Genomic DNA, 18,392 nt, shown 5'->3' on the forward strand with positions numbered 1-18,392 from the left:
TACTTAATGCATAACCCAAGTTCCTAAATGTGCTTTGCTGTTTAGTGTATATCCTAATTTATAAGCATTAGAATCTGTTATTTCTATAATTTTACCAGGTGCAGGTATAATGTTATTTTGTAAAAGCAGTGTGTTGTAAATTGCTACATCTTTAGCAGAAATAGTTTTTCCGTTTTTTATAATTGTTGTGCCATTAATTTCTAAAAGCAACTTTTCTTTTAATGAGGATATATATCCTTTTTCTTTTAATTTTTTTAGAAAATTAGTCAGTTTTGCATTGTCATTTAATATAACAATGTTTTGACCAGTTTTGTAAAATGAAAATGTATTTTCTGAGCTAATATTGTATTTTTTTAAAATACTCTTGTACTGGTTAATTTGTGTGTTGGTAAGTTTTGTTCCATTAATGTAAACGCCTGTTTGGTCTGCGTTGCAAGCAACATCATTTTTAGACTGTATTATTTTATCTCTTAAAAGAGCGGTAATAAGTTCTGTTTGTGCATTTGGCCAAGTGTAGTTATTAGCATTTTGTATACTATAACTTAAAATAGTTTTACTGCTACCTAAAAGCATTTTTAAAGGAGCACTAATTGCTCCTTTATGACTAGCTTTTGTACTAATATCTGCGGCTTTTTCTGCTAGCCGTTTTGCTTCTTCGGCAATATGTATAGCATCATCCTTGTAGCTTTGTAGGTTAGCCTGTTCTAAACGTTTTGCTTCTCTTTGTATTCTTGCAGCTTCACGTTTCATTCTTTCTGCATCTCTAAGTAGCCTATCTGCTTCGCGCTGTAATTCTTCTGCTTCTCGTTTTGTTTCATCATTACCAGATATAACTGTTTTTAATGTTTTTCCTAAGGCTTCAAACTTTGTAATAAGCGCATCAGAAGCTACATTTTTATCTAAAAACATTACTAGTTTTTTAGAATTTAGGTTTACATTGTAAACTTCATTCTCATCAGCATTAGAAATCCAAGAATAAGAATTACCAGATTTGGTCATTTTTTTAGATTCTAATTCATTTTTTAATACAGATAGTAATTCTGAGTATTTTTTTTGAGGGAATTTTGCTTTAAACTTATAACTATCATTTGTATTGCTAATAGCTATAGAAATACTACCACTACTATTATTGCTGCTAGACCTAGAATAAGACATAGAACTAGAAGAGGATGTATGTGTTGTTGGTGGTTTTGGAGGAGTTGGTATTGTTTGTGCCAGTACTGTGTTTCCTAGCAAAAATAAAATAATGTGTACGGTTAATATTGCTTTTGTTTTCATAGATTTTGTTTTTTGATTTCTGCTTTAAACAGAAGTTTTTGTTGTTACATTTTACTCCTTAATTTTAAAGGTTAAGCCAACACCACGTGCACTTTCTATAGATATACTGTTGTCTTCTTTAAAATATTTACGGAGCCTACTAATAAAAACATCCATACTACGACCAGAGAAAAAATCGTCTGTGCCCCAAACAGCAGTAAGCAGATGATCTCTTTTTACCATTTGGTTTTTATTCTCAAAAAAATAAGCTATTAACTGAGCTTCTTTTTCTGTTAGTCGTTGTATTTTGTTATTAAAAAGTAATTGGTAATTAACAGGGTTAAAAACATAGGCGCCTATGTTGTAGCTACTGTTGTTTTTTGATTGATGAATGATTTTTTGTGTTCTTTTTAATATATTTTTTAATCGTAATATTAGTATATCTGCTTCAAAGGGTTTTACTATATAATCGTCTGCCCCAAGCTTTAACCCTTTAATTTTATCATCTTTCATTTTTTTAGCTGTTAAAAAAACAAAAGGAGTTTCTGGACTATTGTTTATTATTTTTTCGGCCAAGGTAAAACCATCCATTTTTGGCATCATAACATCAAAAACACAAATATCAAAAGGATTGTTGTTACTTGCTTCTTCTATAAAAAAATCTAAAGCCTCTTTTCCATCTTTTGCCCAGGTAACAGTAAAATCATGAATTTCTAAGTATTGCTTTAAAATACTTCCAAAATCAAAATCGTCTTCGGCTAATAAAACAGTTGTCTTTTGCATTAGTTTATTGGTGTTTTAATAGTAAATGTTGTTCCTTTATGTAATTGGCTTTCAATAATAATAGTGCCATTGTGTGCATTTATTATTTGTTTTGTGTAATATAGCCCCAGTCCTAATCCTTTTACATTATGTAGGTTACCATCTGTAACTCTATAGAATTTATCAAAAATTAAGGGTAGGTTTTTTTGTGGAATGCCAATGCCATTGTCTTTAATTACAATACTATATTCTCCGTTTGTATGTTTGGTTTCTATAGTGATTTGTATAGATTCTGTACCATACTTTACCGCATTTTCTAATATATTTAATAGTGCCGTAGTAAAATGAAACTTGTCTATACGTAGTAAAACTTCTGCAGTGCAAACTTTATTTATTATGGTAACATCTTGTTGTTGTACAGATAATTTAAAATCTTCAATCAAATGCTTAAAGTATTCGTTATCTATAACTTGTTCTTTATTTAAAACAATTTCTTTTGAACTAAGACTATTAGTCATTACTTGATCTATTAGCTTTTGCAAACGTTCATTTTGTCTGTCTACAATATTTAGTGTACTGTTAAATATAGCTTCGTTATTCTTAATTTCTGCTTTTTTTAAACTTTTAGATGCTATACTTAAAGTAGCTAAAGGCGTTTTTAACTCGTGTGTGATGTTATTTATAAAGTCGGTTTTAATTGCTGTTATTTTTTTCTGTGTAATTAAGTTTTTTATGGAGTAATATAATAGGCCAATAACTATTAAAAATATAAGTACAGAAGCAAAGAGTAGAAACGCCATTCTTTTGTATACAATACTTTTCCACTCTTTAATTAATATTTTGTTTTCTGTTTTTACTTCTAAATCAAATGTGTTTATTTTTATTTCACCTTCAACTTTTTCTACAAATTCTTGCTCAGAAAACCACTTTGCATTGTTAATGGTTTTTGCATTTTTATCATCAAACTCTTCTCCAAATAATCTAGATTGTTTTTTGCCAGCATAAAATATGGTATCATTTTTAATTTTATCTAAAAGAACAACGCTGGTTAAATTCATTTTAAAATCTACATCATATCCTAAATTTACTTTTTTAAGTTCTTCCTTAAATATTTTTTTAAACTCGGTATTTAAGCCATCACTTTTTTCGTTAGATCTACTTATAATTTGAGATTTAGATAAACGATTGTTTTTATAATCTGCTATGTAGTTTTTTAAATTATCTCCCCAAATATTGTACAAAGAATCTAGTTTAGGATTGTCATCTATTACAGAAATAACATCTGTAGTTTCATTAATAAATGCTTTCTTTTTTAGTTGGTAGGTATTGTTTATTAGGTATGCCTGTATAGACGATAATGCTATTAAAACTAGTATAGCAGTACTTATTAATATGGTTGTTTTGTTTTTCATTGGTTTTTTTCTGCAAGTCAAAAGTACCAATAAACCTAGATTAAGTAGTACAAACAGAAGCCGTTAACCCTTCATTAACGTTAATATATGCTGTGTTCACAGTATTTAAAGGTCTTTTGCTCTTTAGTTAATTAAATAAACTTTTTAGCGGTTTTGCCATTAACCTCTCTTTAACCTTGGGTTAACCAACTTATTAATAGAACAACCTCACATTTGTGGCATCAATTAAAAAACTACCAATAATGAAACTATCAAATAAAAACAATACGTATAAGTTATTTGTCTTTTGTGTACTAAGTCTTATGGTGCATAAGATGTCTGCTCAAAAAAGTATAACAATACATAAAGTAAACGAGCCTATAAAGATTGATGGTGATGCTACAGAAGCAATTTGGCAACAACATTTACAAGCAGGTAACTTTATACAAACACTACCAGATGCCGGAAAACAATCTAAACAAAAAACAGATATTGCTATTTTGTTTGATGATAGTTATTTGTACGTCTTAGGTGTTTTATATGTAGATAATAAAGAAGATATAAGCAACCAATTAACAGCTAGGGATGATACTGGTAATGCAGATGTTTTTGGTATACAAATAGATCCTTTTGGAGAGGCTAGAGAGGGTTACGATTTTTCTGTTACTGCAGCAGGAGTGCAATCTGACCAGAAATTAAGTGCCAATGATTCTTACACTAATTACAATGTTGTGTGGCAGAGTAAGGTAAAATTATATGATAATAAATGGGTAGTAGAAATGAAAATACCTTTTAATAGTATTAGGTTCCCAAAAGAAGATTTAAGTAATTTTAAAATTAATTTTCAGCGCATAACCAATAGTTTAAATGAAGATGCTTATTGGAATCCTATACGGTTAGATGTAGATGGATATTTAAATCAGCTTGGAGAATTAAAAGGGTTAAGTAATATAGCACCGCCACTAAATTTATCATTTAACCCCTTTGTCTCTGTAGTTACAGAAAAGAGTCCTAAAGGAACCAAAAACACAACTTTTAATGGAGGTTTAGATGTAAAGTACGTGCACAAAAATGCATATACGCTAGATGTTTCTCTTATACCAGATTTTAGCCAGGCACCATCAGACGATCAAATTTTTAACTTATCTCCTTTTGAAGTAAAGTTTAATGAAAATAGACAGTTTTTTGTAGAAGGCACAGAGATTTTTGACAAAGGAGGCTATTTGTATACACGTAGAATAGGAGGTGAGCCAATATCTAAAAATAACATTAATTTATTTGAAGATGAAGATGTTGTAGAAAACCCAGTTACATCTAACATTATTAACTTAATTAAGTTTACAGGTAAATCTAAAAACGGATTATCTATTGGTGTTTTAAACGGAATAACAGCAAAAAGTGAAGCTGAAATTAAAAATACAAATAGCAATAGTAGAAGAAAAGTTATTACAAACCCAATTACAAATTACAACGCAATTGTTTTAGATAAAGCACTAAAAAACAACTCATCTTTAACCTTTATAAATAACTCTGTATTACGCAGTGGCGCTGTTTATGATGCTAATTTAACAGCATTATTGTATAGGTATTATAATAAAAATAGAACGTACTCTATGTATTTTAAAAAGGCACTTTCGCAAAAATATTTTTCAGATACAGACGATGAGTTTGGACACGAGTATTATGGTTATGCAGGCAAAGTAAGTGGCAAATGGCGAGGAGGAGCATCTATTAAATTATTAGATGATAAATTTGACTCTAATGACTTTGGCTATTTGTCTAGAAACAATGAGCTGCGCTTTAGAGGAGATTTAAGTTATACCAATAATAAGCCTAAAAAAATATTCTCTAGATATCAAGTTTTTTTAGATCACCAGCAGAGGTACTATTACAGTTTAATGAAGCAAGAACAAACGTATTATAAGTTGGGAACCTATGGTGTCTTTAAAAAAAACAACCATACATTTTTTACAGAGTTTAGATACATAGAAGAAAGTAAAAATTTTTTTGAGGCACGTACAAAAGACAAACACTTTAATATACCAGCACAAGCAGAAACATTTTTAGAATACCAAACAAATGATAACAAAGCAGTTTCTATAGCCGGTTATATGGTTTTAGTAAAATATTTTAATTCTGATATTTATAATAGAGAGTTTATAGCAGGTTATGGACTTAACGCAAGAGTTGGTCAGCATTTTTCATTATACTTTAGTCAAGATTTAGAAAATAAACCACAGGGCGTAGGCTTTTTAACAAAGCAAAATAATAGTATAATTTTTGGTAGTAGAAAAGTAAACCAACTTAGTAATGCCTTTACTTTAAATTATGCTGTAAACTCTAAATTAAATTTAAATATGCGTCTGCGTCATTATTGGATTACTGTAGATTATAACAATCAATTTTCATTAAAAGAAAATGGAGATTTTGCTACAAATAGTTTTAACATAAACCCAAATGATTATGATGATAATTTTAACCAGTTTAATATAGATTTTATATCTAAATGGCAGTTTGCACCAGCTAGTGAAATTAGTTTAGTTTGTAAACTAGGTTCTAATTATTACAATACAGAAGTAAACTCTAATTATGGCACAAATTTAAAAGGTGTTTTAGAAGAAAAAAATAGCACTACAGTATCTTTAAAAATGACATACTTTTTAGATGCAAATATTTTAAAGAAGCGAAAAGGCTAAAAATAAGAATTACTATAACTGTCTACCGTAATTGCTTTTAAATTATGAACAATTAGATGGTCTAAAATTGTTTTAGAGTCATAAGTTGTAAAAAGATTATTTGATGAAAACGCAATAGACTCTACCCTTAAAAAATATAATTCTGTTATAAGTTTAACGTTTACACTAGGTAAAATTAGTCCTTTTTCTTTGGCACTATTTAAAAGATTTAAAATGGTAGAATAAGAAAGTTCTTTTCTAAAATTATCAAAAGTAGTATAGGCGTGTGGGTAATATTTTTTTAAACCAAAAATAAACGAGGGTTTAAAGTATCTAAGATACTCAAACCCTCGTTTGTATATTAATATAATAGTAAGTATATCGTCATTACTATTGTTTTTAACAATCTCATTAATATCCAATTTATAATCGTTTATTAAAGACGCAACACTTTTGTTCACTAAAGTTTCTTTGTTTTTAAAATGTACATAAATCGTTTTTTTAGATATCCCTAGTGTTTTTGCTAATTCATCTAAAGTAATACGTTTGCTGCCAAATTTTGTAAAACTGGCTTTAGCACATTCTAAAAGTTCTTTTTTAGTGATCATTACTACTTATCTTATTTCCAACCGCCACCAAGAGCTTCATATAAATTTACAATACTTGTTAGTTGTTGTAATTTGCTATCAATAATATTAAGCTCTGCATTTAAAGCACTTTCTCTGGCAGTTAATAAATCTAGGTAGTTTGCGTACCCGTTTTTAAGTAATTCCTCTGAGTTTTGTTCTGCTCTGCGTAAAGCTTCAACTTCTTTTTGTCTATACTCATATTTTTCAGTTTCTGCATTGTAAGTATACAAGGCATTAGAAACCTCAGAGCCAGCTGTTAAAAGTGTCTTTTTAAACTGTAATAAAGATTGCTCTTGTTGTGCCAATGCAACTTCTTTTTGTGTTTTTAGCTTACGCTGATTAAAAATAGGCTGCGTTAAACCACCAACAATATTTGCAAAAAGTGAGTTAGCATCCAACAACTTATCTAACTCTAAACTTTGGTAACCTCCAGAAGCTGTTAATGTTAAAGATGGATAAAAACTACTACGAGCTACATTTGTAAGCTCAAAAGAATTTATTAAACCATATTCAGCAGCCATAACATCTGGTCTGTTGCTAAGTAGGGTAGAGGGTACACCAAGAGCCAAATCTGTCTCTATTTTTTGTATGTCTAAACTACTTCTTTTAAAGTTTTGGGGAGCCTTACCTAATAATATACTTAATGTATTTTCTGTTCTAAATATTGCAGCTTCAATATCTACCTTTAAAGCTTTTGCACTATTGTATTGTGCTATGTTTTGGTCTACTGCAACTTGCGTTACATTACCAGCATCTTTTAAGGCTTTAATTGTTTCTACACTACTTTCTCTAGTTTTAATTGTTTCTTTAGTAATAGCTAATTGAGCATCTAAAGCCAATAAATTATAGTACGTATTTGCTATACTAGAAATAAGTTGCGTTTTTACAGCTTGGTGACCTGCAACACTTTGCATATAGGCAGCCTGTGTAGCTCTTTTGTTACTTCTAATTTTTCCCCAGATATCTGCTTCCCATGATAGGTTAGCAGTAATATCATACTGGTCTGTAGATGTGTTACTTAAAAAAGAACCAAACTGACTGTTTTTAGATAATTCTTGGTGTGTGTAATTAGGACCAACACTTAATGTTGGAAAATATCCTGCTTTACCCTGCTTAGCATAAGCTTCTGCAGCAGCCAATTGTTGAATAGCAATTCTAATATCTAAATTGTTTTGTAAACCTTCTGCAATGTACTGCTCTAAATAATTATCAGTAAATAAATTTTTCCAAGACACATTTGCCATAGATATACTATCTGTAGGCAAATTGTCTGTTCTGTATAAGGCCTCGGTTTCTGGTAACTCTGGCCTGTTGTAATCCTTAGCAACAAAACAACTTTGTAGTGTAAAAGCAACAACTACTATAAGTGCTGTTTTGCTAATAAATTTATATTTTATTGTAGATCTCATAGTTCTTATTCTTCTGTAGTTTGAATTGCTGGTTTACCAGAAACTTTTTCTTGTAACCATTGAAATAAAATAAACAGTATTGGAATAACAAATACACCTAATATTGTACCTATTAACATACCACCTGCTGCACCAGTACCAATAGAATTGTTACCTTCTGCACCAACACCTTTTGCTAACGCTAATGGCATTAAACCTAAAATAAAAGCAAAAGAGGTCATTAAAATTGGTCTTAAACGAGACTTAGCACCGTCTATAGCAGCATCTACAATAGATTCGCCTGCTTTTCTGCGTTGCAGAGCAAACTCCACAATTAATATGGCATTTTTAGCAAGTAGACCAATAAGCATTATTAGTGCAATTTGAAAGTATATGTTATTTTCTAATCCTAAGAACTTAGTACTAATATAAGCTCCAAATACACCAAATGGTAGAGATAACACTACTGCAAATGGCAGCAAGTAACTCTCGTACTGGGCACTTAATAAAAAGTAAACAAATAAGATACTTAGTATAAAAATAAATGTAGTTTGGTTACCAGCACTTACTTCTTCTCTTGTTAAACCAGAATATGCAACGGTGTAATTACTAGGTAATTTGGCTGCTTCTTCTTCAATAATTCTAATAGCATCACCTGTACTAAACCCATCATTAGTTGCTCCTGTTATTTTTGTAGAATTAAATAAGTTAAAACGAGTTACAGATTGTGGCCCATATACACGCTCTAAGTTTACAAATTGTGTAATAGGCGTCATTTCACCAGCATCTGTTCTAACATACATACTGTTTAGGTTTTCAATACTAGCTCTATCCTCAGGTAATGCCTGTATGTATACTCTAAATTGTTTTCCAAATCTAGAAAAATCTGATGCGTATACTCCACCAATATACCCTTGTAAAGTAGAGAAGATACTGCTAACAGACACTCCTTTTTCTTTAGCTAGTGGTACATTAATATCCATCTCATACTGTGGGTAACTCGTATTAAACGAAGATTGTGCATACTTAATTTCTGGGTGAGACATTAAAGCCATTGCAAACTCTTTGTTTGTTTTGTCTAAGTCTGTAAATTCACCTCCAAATTTATCTAGCAAGTTAACCTCAAAACCGGCAGAGTTACCAAAACCACGTATACTTGGTGGAGAAAAGAAAATAATATTAGCTTCTGGCATTGTAGATACTACACCAAATAGCTTACCTGTAATTGCTTGTACAGATGTAGAAGGATCTTCACGCTCTGTCCAATCTTTTAATTTAATAATACCAAAACCGTAGTTGGTACCAGCACCACTAATTAAACTTCTACCTTTAATAAAGTTAACAGCGGCAATACCTTCTATACCGTTTATTTTAGAATATAAATTACGAGCAACAGCATCAGTTCTATCTAAAGAAGAACCCGCAGGTAATTCTATGTTAGCAAAAATAATACCTCTATCTTCATCTGGTACAAAACCTGTTGGTGTTGTTTGTGAAGCCCAGTAGATACCTACACCTGCAATTATTAATAATAATACAGATACAAATTTTCTCTTGTATAAAAATTGAAGCGATTTACCATACCTGTTTATAGTAGCATTAAAACCACGGTTAAACAAAGTGTAAAAACGTTGTAAAGGACTTTTGCCTTTTAACTCTTCATCATGTTTATGTTCTTTTAATAATAAAGCACATAAAGCCGGACTTAATGTTAATGCGTTTACTGCAGAAATTAAAATGGCAATAATTAAAGTAACTCCAAATTGCTCATAAAACACACCAGTAGGACCAGTAATAAATGTTACCGGAATAAATACAGCAGCCATTACTAATGTAATAGAGATAATGGCTCCAGAAATCTCGTTCATTGCTATAAGTGTAGCCTTTTTAGGGTTTTTAACCCCTTCATCCATTTTTGCGTGGACGGCCTCTACCACAACAATAGCATCATCTACCACAATACCAATAGCCAGCACTAAAGCAAATAATGTTAAAAGGTTAATTGAGTACCCAAAAACATTAAGGAAAAAGAATGTACCAATAATAGATACAGGAACTGCAATTGCAGGAATTAAAGTAGATCTAAAATCTTGCAAAAAGATAAATACAACTAAGAAAACCAATAAAAAGGCTTCAACAAGTGTACTAATTACTTTTTCTATAGATGCGTTTAAGAATAAACTTGTGTCATAAGGAACAAATATATTTAAACCCTCTGGTAGGTCTTTTTCTACAGAGGTTAAAGTAGTTTTAATATTCTCTATAATCTCCTGAGCATTAGAACCTTTTGTTTGAAAAATACCCATAAATACAGCAGGGTTTCCTAAACTCATTGCGTTAGAAGAATAAGATTGTGCATCTAATTCTATTGTTGCAACATCATTTAAACGTAAAAATTCTCCGTTACCTAATGCTTTAATTATAATATCTCCATATTGTTTTTGCTCTTTAAAACGTCCACTATATGTTAATGTGTATGTAAATGCTTCACCATTATTTTCTCCTAAAGAACCAGCAGCAGCTTCTAAATTTTGTTCTGCTAAAGCAGCAGAAATATCTGAAGGTATTAGATTATAAGCAGCTAGCTTTTCTGGTTTTAACCAAATACGCATAGCATAGTCTTGCTGAGAAAATACAGATACATCACCAACACCACTAATACGTTGCATTGCTGGTATAACGTTTATTTTTAGGTAATTCTGAATAAATGTAGCATCATAATCTTCATTCTCAGAATACATAGATATAAACATTAAAGCACTAGTTTCTTGCTTTTGTGTAGTTACACCTGTTTGTATTACTTCTTGCGGTAATAGCGGATTTGCTCTTGCAACACGGTTTTGTACGTTTACAGCAGCAATATCTGCATCTATTTCCTGATCAAAATAAACTGTAATTTCTGCAGTACCATTGTTTGATGCTGTAGAGGTAATATAACTCATACCTTCTACACCGTTAATTTGCTCCTCTATAGGAATAATTACACTCTCTAATACAGTTTCTGCATTGGCTCCTGTATATGATGCCGACACCTTAATTGTTGGTGGCGCAATATCTGGGTATTCTTCTATTGGTAAACTTGTTATACTTATAACACCAAGTACAACAATTATAATAGATATTACTGTTGAAAGAACGGGCCTTTCAATAAATGTTTTTAACATAACTAAATAAATTTAGAGTTTTTAGTTTTTAAATAATGTAGCTATAGGTTTTATGGCATCATCAAAAGAAGTTTCTTGAGGAGCTATTACCACACCATTTTTTAATTTGCCTACACCAGTTGTAACAATTTTGTCTTTAAGATCTAAACCAGATTCTACAACATATAAATTATCTACAGTAGACTTTATTTTAATGATAGATGTAGTTACCTTATTATCTTCTCCTACTTTAAATATCATTACATTACCTTGTTGTTCGTAAGTTGCTTGTTGTGGTACAACAATTGCATTTTTAAACGTATTTGGTATTTGTATTTTACCACTGTTACCATTTGTTATTAAACGGTTAGGGTTGTTAAATATGGCTCTTAAACTTACGGTACCAGTGTTAGGGTTTATTTGTCCTGTACTAGTTTGTATTTTACCTTTTTCAGAATACGTACTGCCATTTGCTAAAATTAAGCTTACCTCTGGGTAATTTGCTAATTTTTCATTTAAGGTTTTACCTTCTGCTTTTTCTAAAAAGTCTAAATATTGTGTTTCGTTTAAGCTGAAAAATGCATAAACTTTGCTAATGTCACTAACTGTAGTAAGTGGAGTAGGGTCACTTGGACTAATTAACGCTCCTTCTCTAAAATTAATAGCACCAACATAACCATCTACAGGACTTTTAATTGTAGCATAGCCAATATTAGCACTTACACTACTGTAATTAGCTTTTGCTTGTGCTAAATTAGCTTTTGCTGTTTCTAGTTGTACTGCACTAATAATATTTTTTTCTACTAGTGGTATTAATTTGTTAACCTCTACTTGGGCAACATTAATACGTGCTTTTGCAGCACCAGCATCTTGACTTAAAGACTGTGTTTCTAATCTAAATAAAACCTGACCTTTACGTACTTTTTGCCCTTCGTCTACTAATACTTTTTGTATGTAACCAGATGTTTTTGCCCTAACATCACTATTTATAATACCTTCTATTGTAGTAGGGTACTCTTTGTAACTTGTTACTGTTTTAGTTTGTAATTGTGCAACCGGAAACGGTGCTGGTGGTGCCTGTGGTGCTTGCTGTTCTTGCTTGCTTCCACAGCTAACAATGACTAGGAATGCTGCCATTGGAATTATAATTCTACTAATAGTTCTCTTTTTCATCTTAATTCTGTCTTTATAGGTTAATGTTGTCCACGTTTAGTTTTGAAATGGACGTAATTGCTTGGTTTAAAAATTGTATGTAATTGTTATGAAATGTTAAATCAAATTTTTCATCTTCTGCAGTGGTTTCTAAATCATTAATTTCATTTTTATAATCTCTAACTTCTTGGTGTAGCTCTTTTTCTACTTCCCATTTCTGAATCATATTAGAAATGTGACTTTTTATTTTATTGGAAGTAATAACATAGTATTTTTTACGATCACCAGTTTTTGTAAAATATTCTATCTCTTTTATATCTGTTAAATAATTTAGCTGAGTTGATATGGTACTTTTACTAGCGCATAATAATGATACTAAATCTTCAAAAGTTGTCCCTGTTTTTCCTGTTAGGATAATATAAGCAAGCACCCTAGAAGCTATAGGAGAATATCCATTGTTAGATTCTATATGCACTCCTAGCTTTTCTACTAGTGTACCTTTTTTGCTGCACATATTCTTCTTCATTTGCAATACCCTTTTTTTTATTAGTATTTATTTTAATTTCTCTTTTTAGATTTAAAAAGAAGTGCAAAGATATGATTGGTTCGGTAAGTTCCGAACTAAACGAAGTTAATTAAATGTTAAAGGAAGTTATTTGTTTACATTGTTTATTATCAGCATATTAAATTATGTTATTGCTAAATTTTAACTACTTTTTTTGTTTATTTTATGAAGATAAAACGCTTGTTTTTTTACATATTAACCTTTGTATATGTAAAAAATCGCATAAAGAGTAACGTGCTCTATATGCGATTTAAAACTAGATAAAAAAATACGGCGATATAAGAAAACTTATACCGCCGTATTCAATGAACTAAAAATCTAACTACTAATATCCTGGATTCTGATCTGCTTGTGTCAATTCAGAATTCTTTTCTATTTCTGTTTCTGGAATAGGGAATAAATCATTTTTAGACGAATATCCTGTTCCTGCTAATTCTGTTGCAGCTTTACCCCAACGAACTAAATCCCAAAAACGTTGTCCTTCATGAGCTAACTCTAAGAACTTTTCATTTACAATAGCCTCAAATAAATCATCACCAGCTAAAGATGCATCTACATCTGCTAAACCAGCTCTGTTTCTAACTTTATTTAACTCGGCTCTTGCCAAACCATCTTTGTTGTCTTTATTATAAGCTTCGGCAGCTAATAACAATAGTTCTGCGTAACGGAATAATTTATAGTTTGTACCATAGTTTAATTCTTTTACGCCATCAGCACTAGTATCTTCTTCTTTTGTAGCATACTTAATTCTAATACCACCTTCATAATCCCAAATAGAACCTCCAGTTGCTGCAGACTCATCTACGCTACCACCAGCAGCAATTAACTCTTCTTCTGTCATTACAGTAGCTAATTTACGGTCTGTATCACCAGCTGCATCAAAAGCATCCATAAGTTTAGCTGTTGGTAGGTTAAAGCCCCAACCATTAATTAAACCTACTGTAGATACATCAAAAATACCATCACCTCTAGGTCCCATTAACTGTATATGTATGTTGTTTTCATTTCTTCCGCCCCAAGCAAAGTTACCCCAGTCTCTTCCGGTAGTAGAAATAAAACCAATTTCAAATAAAGATTCCTTTCCAAATTCATAATCTATAGCCCACGCATCTGCAGCAGTTGCTTCTAAGTCGTGTGCTGGATTAGAAATTACAGCTTCAAAAAACGGAATAGCTTCTCCGTATAAGCCTTCAAAAACTAATACTTTACCCATTAAGGCTTGTGCAGCACCTTTAGATACTCTAAAGTCTTCTGCTAAAGCTGTTTTGTCTGGTAGACCAGCAATTGCATCTGTTAAATCTGCTTTTACTTGTGTGTAAATATCAGCTCTAGGAGACTTAGCAATTCCAAATTCATCTGCTGTAGATGGTATTGTTAATCTTAAAGGGATATCACCAAACATTGTAGTAAGCTCAAAATAAGACCAAGCTCTTAAAAATTTAGCTTCAGCTAGTGCTAATTCTTTGTTACTTAAATCACTGTCTTTAATGTTTTCTATAACTAAGTTTGATAATGAAATTGTTCTGTAAAACAAGTTCCATACACTTTCTATAGATTGGTTAGATGTAGATACGTTTGCATAATCATCTATATCTTGTAATTGTGGTTGATCACCGCTATTACCACCAGCAGCATTCATATCATCACCAGGTAATTGTTTTACTAAAAATGCACTATGCCAATCTACAGAGTAGGTGTGTTGCATTAAGTCATAAATACCAATTATGGCTGCGTCTACGTTTTCTTCTTCAAGAAAAAACGTTTCCAAATCTTCTCCGTCTTCTCGCGGATTTGTTGTAAAATCCTCACTACATGCAGTAACTCCTCCAATAAAAAGGATAGTTACCATTGCGATTATAATTTTTTTCATAATAATATATCTATTTATTAAAAGTCTAATGATAAGCCAAATACTGTTTTAGCAGCAGTTGGATAAAAACCTCTATCTACACCAATAGAATTATAGCTAAAGTTACCAATTTCTGGGTCTAAGCCTTTATAGTCTGTAAACGTAAAGTAATCATCTAAAGATACATAGATTCTTAAATTGTTTATTTTTAGTCTTTCTGCAATCTTCTTAGGTAGTGTGTAACCAACTTGTATTTGCTTAATTCTCATATAAGAACCATCTTCTACCATTAAATCTGTATCATAAGAATCTATTACATTGGCAGCACCAGGAAAAGTAGCTACATCACCAGGTTGTGTCCATCTTTCGTTATAAAAATGTACTGGCTTGTTAGTAATAGGTCTAGATGGTTGGTGGTAGGTAGCAAAAATATCGTTACCAATTGTACCTTGAAATTGTAAGTTAAAATCAAATGCCTTGTAACCTAAAGCAATGTTACCACCAAATAAAACATCTGGGTGAGGAGAACCTACCTTTACTTTATCTGCGTTATTTACAATATTATCTCCGTTAGTATCTACTTTTATAACTTCTCCGGTAGCAGTATCTATACCATCTGTTTTATAACCGTAGAAATACCAAGATGGTTGCCCTTCTGTAAAACGAGTAACACCATCTGGATTTTGTTGTGCACCAGCACCAATAATAGAAGCTCCTTCTGGAACAAATAATATCTCTGTTACTTCATTTTTTAAAGTTGATAGGTTAGCGTTAAAATCATATCTAAAACCACCACTTGTTGTGTCTCCATAACCAAGTTCAAATTCCCATCCTTTATTTTCTATAGTACCAGCGTTAAATTCGTTAGATTGAAAACCTGCAGAACCAGGAGTAATTAAACCACCATTGTTAACAATAGCATCTTTTGTAGTTTTTTTGTAGTAATCTACAGAGAAATTTAATCTGTTTTCAAAAGCTCTAAAGTCTGCACCAAAATCTAACTGCTCAGATGTTTCCCAAACTAAGTTAGGGTTAGAGTATCCAGAGATTTGAGCACCTGTTGCACCTTCATAATTAATACCTACACCATTAATAGCTCTAATAACATACGTTTTATCTGCATTACCTATTAAGTTACTTCTACTACCATTTTGTCCCCAACTGGCTCTTAATTTAGCGTAGTTTAATTTAGAATCTTCTTTCCAAAAATCTTCTTTAGATAATACCCAACCAGCAGAAAAAGCAGGGAATGTACCAGCTCTATTAGCTTCTGGGAATTTATCAGACTTATCTCTTCTTATAGATGTTTCAAATAAATATTTACCAGCAAAATCATAAGATAATCTACCGTACATAGAAACCATATTATCTGGAGCAGGTAAAATATCTTTAACCTCTACAGTGTAACCAGGCAAGTCTAAATCAAAACCAGTAAATTGGTCTATATCTACAGAACCGTTTCTAGACAAAACAGTTTCAAACCTTGTTTCCTCTGCAGAGTAACCAGCTAATAATGTAAAGTTATGATCGTTAATTGCTTTAGTGTATGTAGCAAAGTTTTCCCATAACCACTTTTTAGTTTCATACTTAGTTTGTGATGTAGTATACTTTGTATTTGCAGCTTCAGAAGATACGTAGTAAGGAATTACGTTGTTTCTAACTTCTGTTTTTCCGTTTTCATAACCAAATCTAGATGTAAAGTTAAAACCTTCAAATAAATTAAACTTTAAGTAAGCAGATCCTAAAAACTGATCTGTGTCTGTTATAGTTTTATTAATATCATTAGCAAAAGCAACAGGATTAATTACCTCTCCAGTAGAATAGCTTGGGTAACCGTAAACACTACCATTGTTTGCTGTTAATACAGGAACACCATTATCTGTAGCTCTGTCATATACAGACTGTGGTACTTGACCATTTGAATAAGTTACAGGAGTTAACGGATCTATAATTAGCATATTTTGAATAACACCTCTGGTATCACTATTTTCTTGAATACCGTTTTTGTCTGTAATAGAGTAAGTTGCATTTACACCAGCCTCTAACCAGTCTGTAATATCTGCTTTAATGTTTGCTCTAAAAGTAGAACGCTCAAAAGAAGAATTGCCTTTACCAACTATACCGTCTTGGTTTAAGTTAGATGCAGACATATAGTATGATAATTTTTCTGTAGCACCAGAAAGGTTAACATCATTTCTAAACATTAATGCATTATTAAATGTTTCGTCTATCCAATCTGTATCATAACCATTTAAAGCAACATTCGCTTGTCCGGCTTCATTCATATACTGTACAAATTGTTCAGCATTCATTAATTCCATATTGGTTTTAACGGTTTGTATAGCTAGTTGTGAGTTAAAACCAACTTTTAAACCACCTTGCTTACCTCTTTTAGTAGTTATAATTACAACACCGTTTGCACCTTCTGTACCATAAATTGCAGCAGAAGCAGCATCTTTTAAAATTTCTAGGTTAGCAATATCACCAGGAGCAATATCTACAATTGAAGAAGTTTTCATACCATCTACAATGTATAGAGGATCTGAGTTACCACTTGATCCAGCACCTCTAATTCTAATTTTAGCTCCAGAACCTGGCGCACCAGAAGAAGAAGAAACAGTAACACCAGAAGTTCTACCTTGTAAAACTTGTTCTACCCTTTGCCCAGATGTGCTTTTAATATCTTTACTGTCTATACTAGAAATTGCACCTGTTACTAAGCTCTTTTTCTTAGACCCATAACCTACAATTACAACCTCGTCTAAGGCTTGTGCATCTTCTTGTAGAGTAACATTAATTGTTGTTTTAGCTCCTACAGTTATGGTTTGTGCAACCATACCTATATATGTAAAGTCTAATTTGTCTGTAGCTTTTACATTATCTATAGTGTAGTTACCATCAAAATCTGTACTGGTACCATTTGTGGTTCCAGATACAATAACGGTTACACCACCAAGTGGTATACCGGCTTGGTCTGTAACAAGACCACTAATAGTCTTTGTCTGCGCAAATGCTGTTTGAGTAATAATAATTACAAGTGTAGCAATCACGTGTTTTAACCTTATTATCATATTAAAAAGTTTAAGTTAGTAAAATAGTTTTTTTGTTAGTTTTAATGTTTATTTTTTTTTGATTTTGTCTTAGTTCTTCATACGTTTTTTTTTCTTTTATGTGTTGTTAGTAATTATTGTGTTTGGTTTTAATTGTTGTGGTTTATGCTTGGTATTATACGATGTACATTATTATAAATATGAGGAGGGCAATAATTGCAATAATTAAGCCTATTTCTACAAGGCGCCTCCATTTAGTGTAGTTAACTTTCATACTTTCAAATATACCTACAGATGTAAATTAGTTGTTAAAACATTTAAAGCGTTCACTACAAAATATGTAGCAAACACTAGTAAATGCGCTTATTTGCAACATTTGTAGCATTGTATGCAACATACGTTTTATTAAATAGGTGTATGTTGTAGCATTGTAGTACTTTAAAATGTTAAAGTTGTAGCTGTGTAGTATGTTTAATTGCCAATTTGTGCTTTATATGTTATAGTAAACAAGTAAAAAGCAGCTAATTTTAA

Annotated in this window: 11 protein-coding genes; 1 reads left to right on the forward strand and 10 read right to left on the reverse strand. The window is 31.5% G+C overall.

The genetic code is table 11. The features are described from left to right. Positions 1-3: 3 nt before the first annotated feature. From ABJD66_RS13415 to ABJD66_RS13425, 3 genes are read right to left on the reverse strand one after another with little or no spacing between them, the layout of a single operon-like run. Complete coding sequence (locus ABJD66_RS13415; protein ID WP_348132488.1) at positions 4-1,278, reverse strand: hypothetical protein; 1,275 nt, start codon at positions 1,276-1,278, stop codon at positions 4-6. Positions 1,279-1,329: 51 nt separating this feature from the next. Further along, positions 1,330-2,040: a response regulator transcription factor gene (locus ABJD66_RS13420; protein WP_348132491.1), complete on the reverse strand. Its 711-nt coding sequence runs from the start codon at positions 2,038-2,040 to the stop codon at positions 1,330-1,332. Continuing rightward, positions 2,040-3,431 (reverse strand): HAMP domain-containing sensor histidine kinase, encoded by a 1,392-nt coding sequence (locus ABJD66_RS13425; protein ID WP_348132494.1) that lies wholly within the window; start codon positions 3,429-3,431, stop codon positions 2,040-2,042. The genes ABJD66_RS13420 and ABJD66_RS13425 overlap by 1 nt, the downstream gene beginning before the upstream one ends. A gap of 242 nt (positions 3,432-3,673) precedes the next feature. On the opposite strand from ABJD66_RS13425, the gene ABJD66_RS13430 reads away from it, so the two are divergent. Continuing rightward, positions 3,674-6,106: a DUF5916 domain-containing protein gene (locus ABJD66_RS13430; RefSeq protein ID WP_348132497.1), complete on the forward strand. Its 2,433-nt coding sequence runs from the start codon at positions 3,674-3,676 to the stop codon at positions 6,104-6,106. Here the strand turns inward: ABJD66_RS13430 and ABJD66_RS13435 are convergent. The 7 genes from ABJD66_RS13435 to ABJD66_RS13465 all read right to left on the reverse strand — a co-directional run bounded on the left by ABJD66_RS13435 (position 6,103) and on the right by ABJD66_RS13465 (position 17,882). Continuing rightward, complete coding sequence (locus ABJD66_RS13435; protein WP_348132500.1) at positions 6,103-6,693, reverse strand: TetR/AcrR family transcriptional regulator; 591 nt, start codon at positions 6,691-6,693, stop codon at positions 6,103-6,105. The genes ABJD66_RS13430 and ABJD66_RS13435 overlap by 4 nt on opposite strands. An 11-nt stretch (positions 6,694-6,704) precedes the next feature. Continuing rightward, on the reverse strand, positions 6,705-8,123 hold the full coding sequence (locus ABJD66_RS13440) for an efflux transporter outer membrane subunit (RefSeq protein WP_100896541.1): 1,419 nt from the start codon (positions 8,121-8,123) through the stop codon (positions 6,705-6,707). Positions 8,124-8,128: 5 nt separating this feature from the next. Beyond that, entirely contained in the window at positions 8,129-11,266 is a 3,138-nt protein-coding gene (locus tag ABJD66_RS13445) for an efflux RND transporter permease subunit (protein WP_100896540.1), read from the reverse strand. Between the two features lie 21 nt (positions 11,267-11,287). Then, the gene (locus tag ABJD66_RS13450) at positions 11,288-12,418 is read right to left on the reverse strand and encodes an efflux RND transporter periplasmic adaptor subunit (protein WP_100896539.1); all 1,131 of its coding nucleotides are present in this window, start codon (positions 12,416-12,418) and stop codon (positions 11,288-11,290) included. Between the two features lie 13 nt (positions 12,419-12,431). Continuing rightward, positions 12,432-12,923: a transcriptional regulator gene (locus ABJD66_RS13455; protein ID WP_100896538.1), complete on the reverse strand. Its 492-nt coding sequence runs from the start codon at positions 12,921-12,923 to the stop codon at positions 12,432-12,434. A gap of 364 nt (positions 12,924-13,287) precedes the next feature. After that, on the reverse strand, positions 13,288-14,832 hold the full coding sequence (locus ABJD66_RS13460; RefSeq protein WP_100896537.1) for a RagB/SusD family nutrient uptake outer membrane protein: 1,545 nt from the start codon (positions 14,830-14,832) through the stop codon (positions 13,288-13,290). A gap of 17 nt (positions 14,833-14,849) precedes the next feature. Beyond that, positions 14,850-17,882, reverse strand: coding sequence for a TonB-dependent receptor (locus tag ABJD66_RS13465; RefSeq protein WP_303544060.1), 3,033 nt, complete (start codon positions 17,880-17,882; stop codon positions 14,850-14,852). Positions 17,883-18,392: the final 510 nt, after the last annotated feature.

It is taken from the genome of Cellulophaga sp., from assembly GCF_039943695.1.
Lineage (GTDB): Bacteria > Bacteroidota > Bacteroidia > Flavobacteriales > Flavobacteriaceae > Cellulophaga.

Excerpts from the sequence above, each read along its gene's own strand:
- ABJD66_RS13465 (WP_303544060.1), bottom strand. The coding sequence starts at position 17,882 with ATGATAATAAGGTTAAAACACGTGATTGCTACACTTGTAATTATTATT.
- ABJD66_RS13445 (WP_100896540.1), bottom strand. The coding sequence starts at position 11,266 with ATGTTAAAAACATTTATTGAAAGGCCCGTTCTTTCAACAGTAATATCT.
- ABJD66_RS13450 (WP_100896539.1), bottom strand. The coding sequence starts at position 12,418 with ATGAAAAAGAGAACTATTAGTAGAATTATAATTCCAATGGCAGCATTC.
- ABJD66_RS13425 (WP_348132494.1), bottom strand. The coding sequence starts at position 3,431 with ATGAAAAACAAAACAACCATATTAATAAGTACTGCTATACTAGTTTTA.
- ABJD66_RS13430 (WP_348132497.1), top strand. The coding sequence starts at position 3,674 with ATGAAACTATCAAATAAAAACAATACGTATAAGTTATTTGTCTTTTGT.
- ABJD66_RS13455 (WP_100896538.1), bottom strand. The coding sequence starts at position 12,923 with ATGAAGAAGAATATGTGCAGCAAAAAAGGTACACTAGTAGAAAAGCTA.
- ABJD66_RS13460 (WP_100896537.1), bottom strand. The coding sequence starts at position 14,832 with ATGAAAAAAATTATAATCGCAATGGTAACTATCCTTTTTATTGGAGGA.
- ABJD66_RS13440 (WP_100896541.1), bottom strand. The coding sequence starts at position 8,123 with ATGAGATCTACAATAAAATATAAATTTATTAGCAAAACAGCACTTATA.
- ABJD66_RS13435 (WP_348132500.1), bottom strand. The coding sequence starts at position 6,693 with ATGATCACTAAAAAAGAACTTTTAGAATGTGCTAAAGCCAGTTTTACA.
- ABJD66_RS13415 (WP_348132488.1), bottom strand. The coding sequence starts at position 1,278 with ATGAAAACAAAAGCAATATTAACCGTACACATTATTTTATTTTTGCTA.
- ABJD66_RS13420 (WP_348132491.1), bottom strand. The coding sequence starts at position 2,040 with ATGCAAAAGACAACTGTTTTATTAGCCGAAGACGATTTTGATTTTGGA.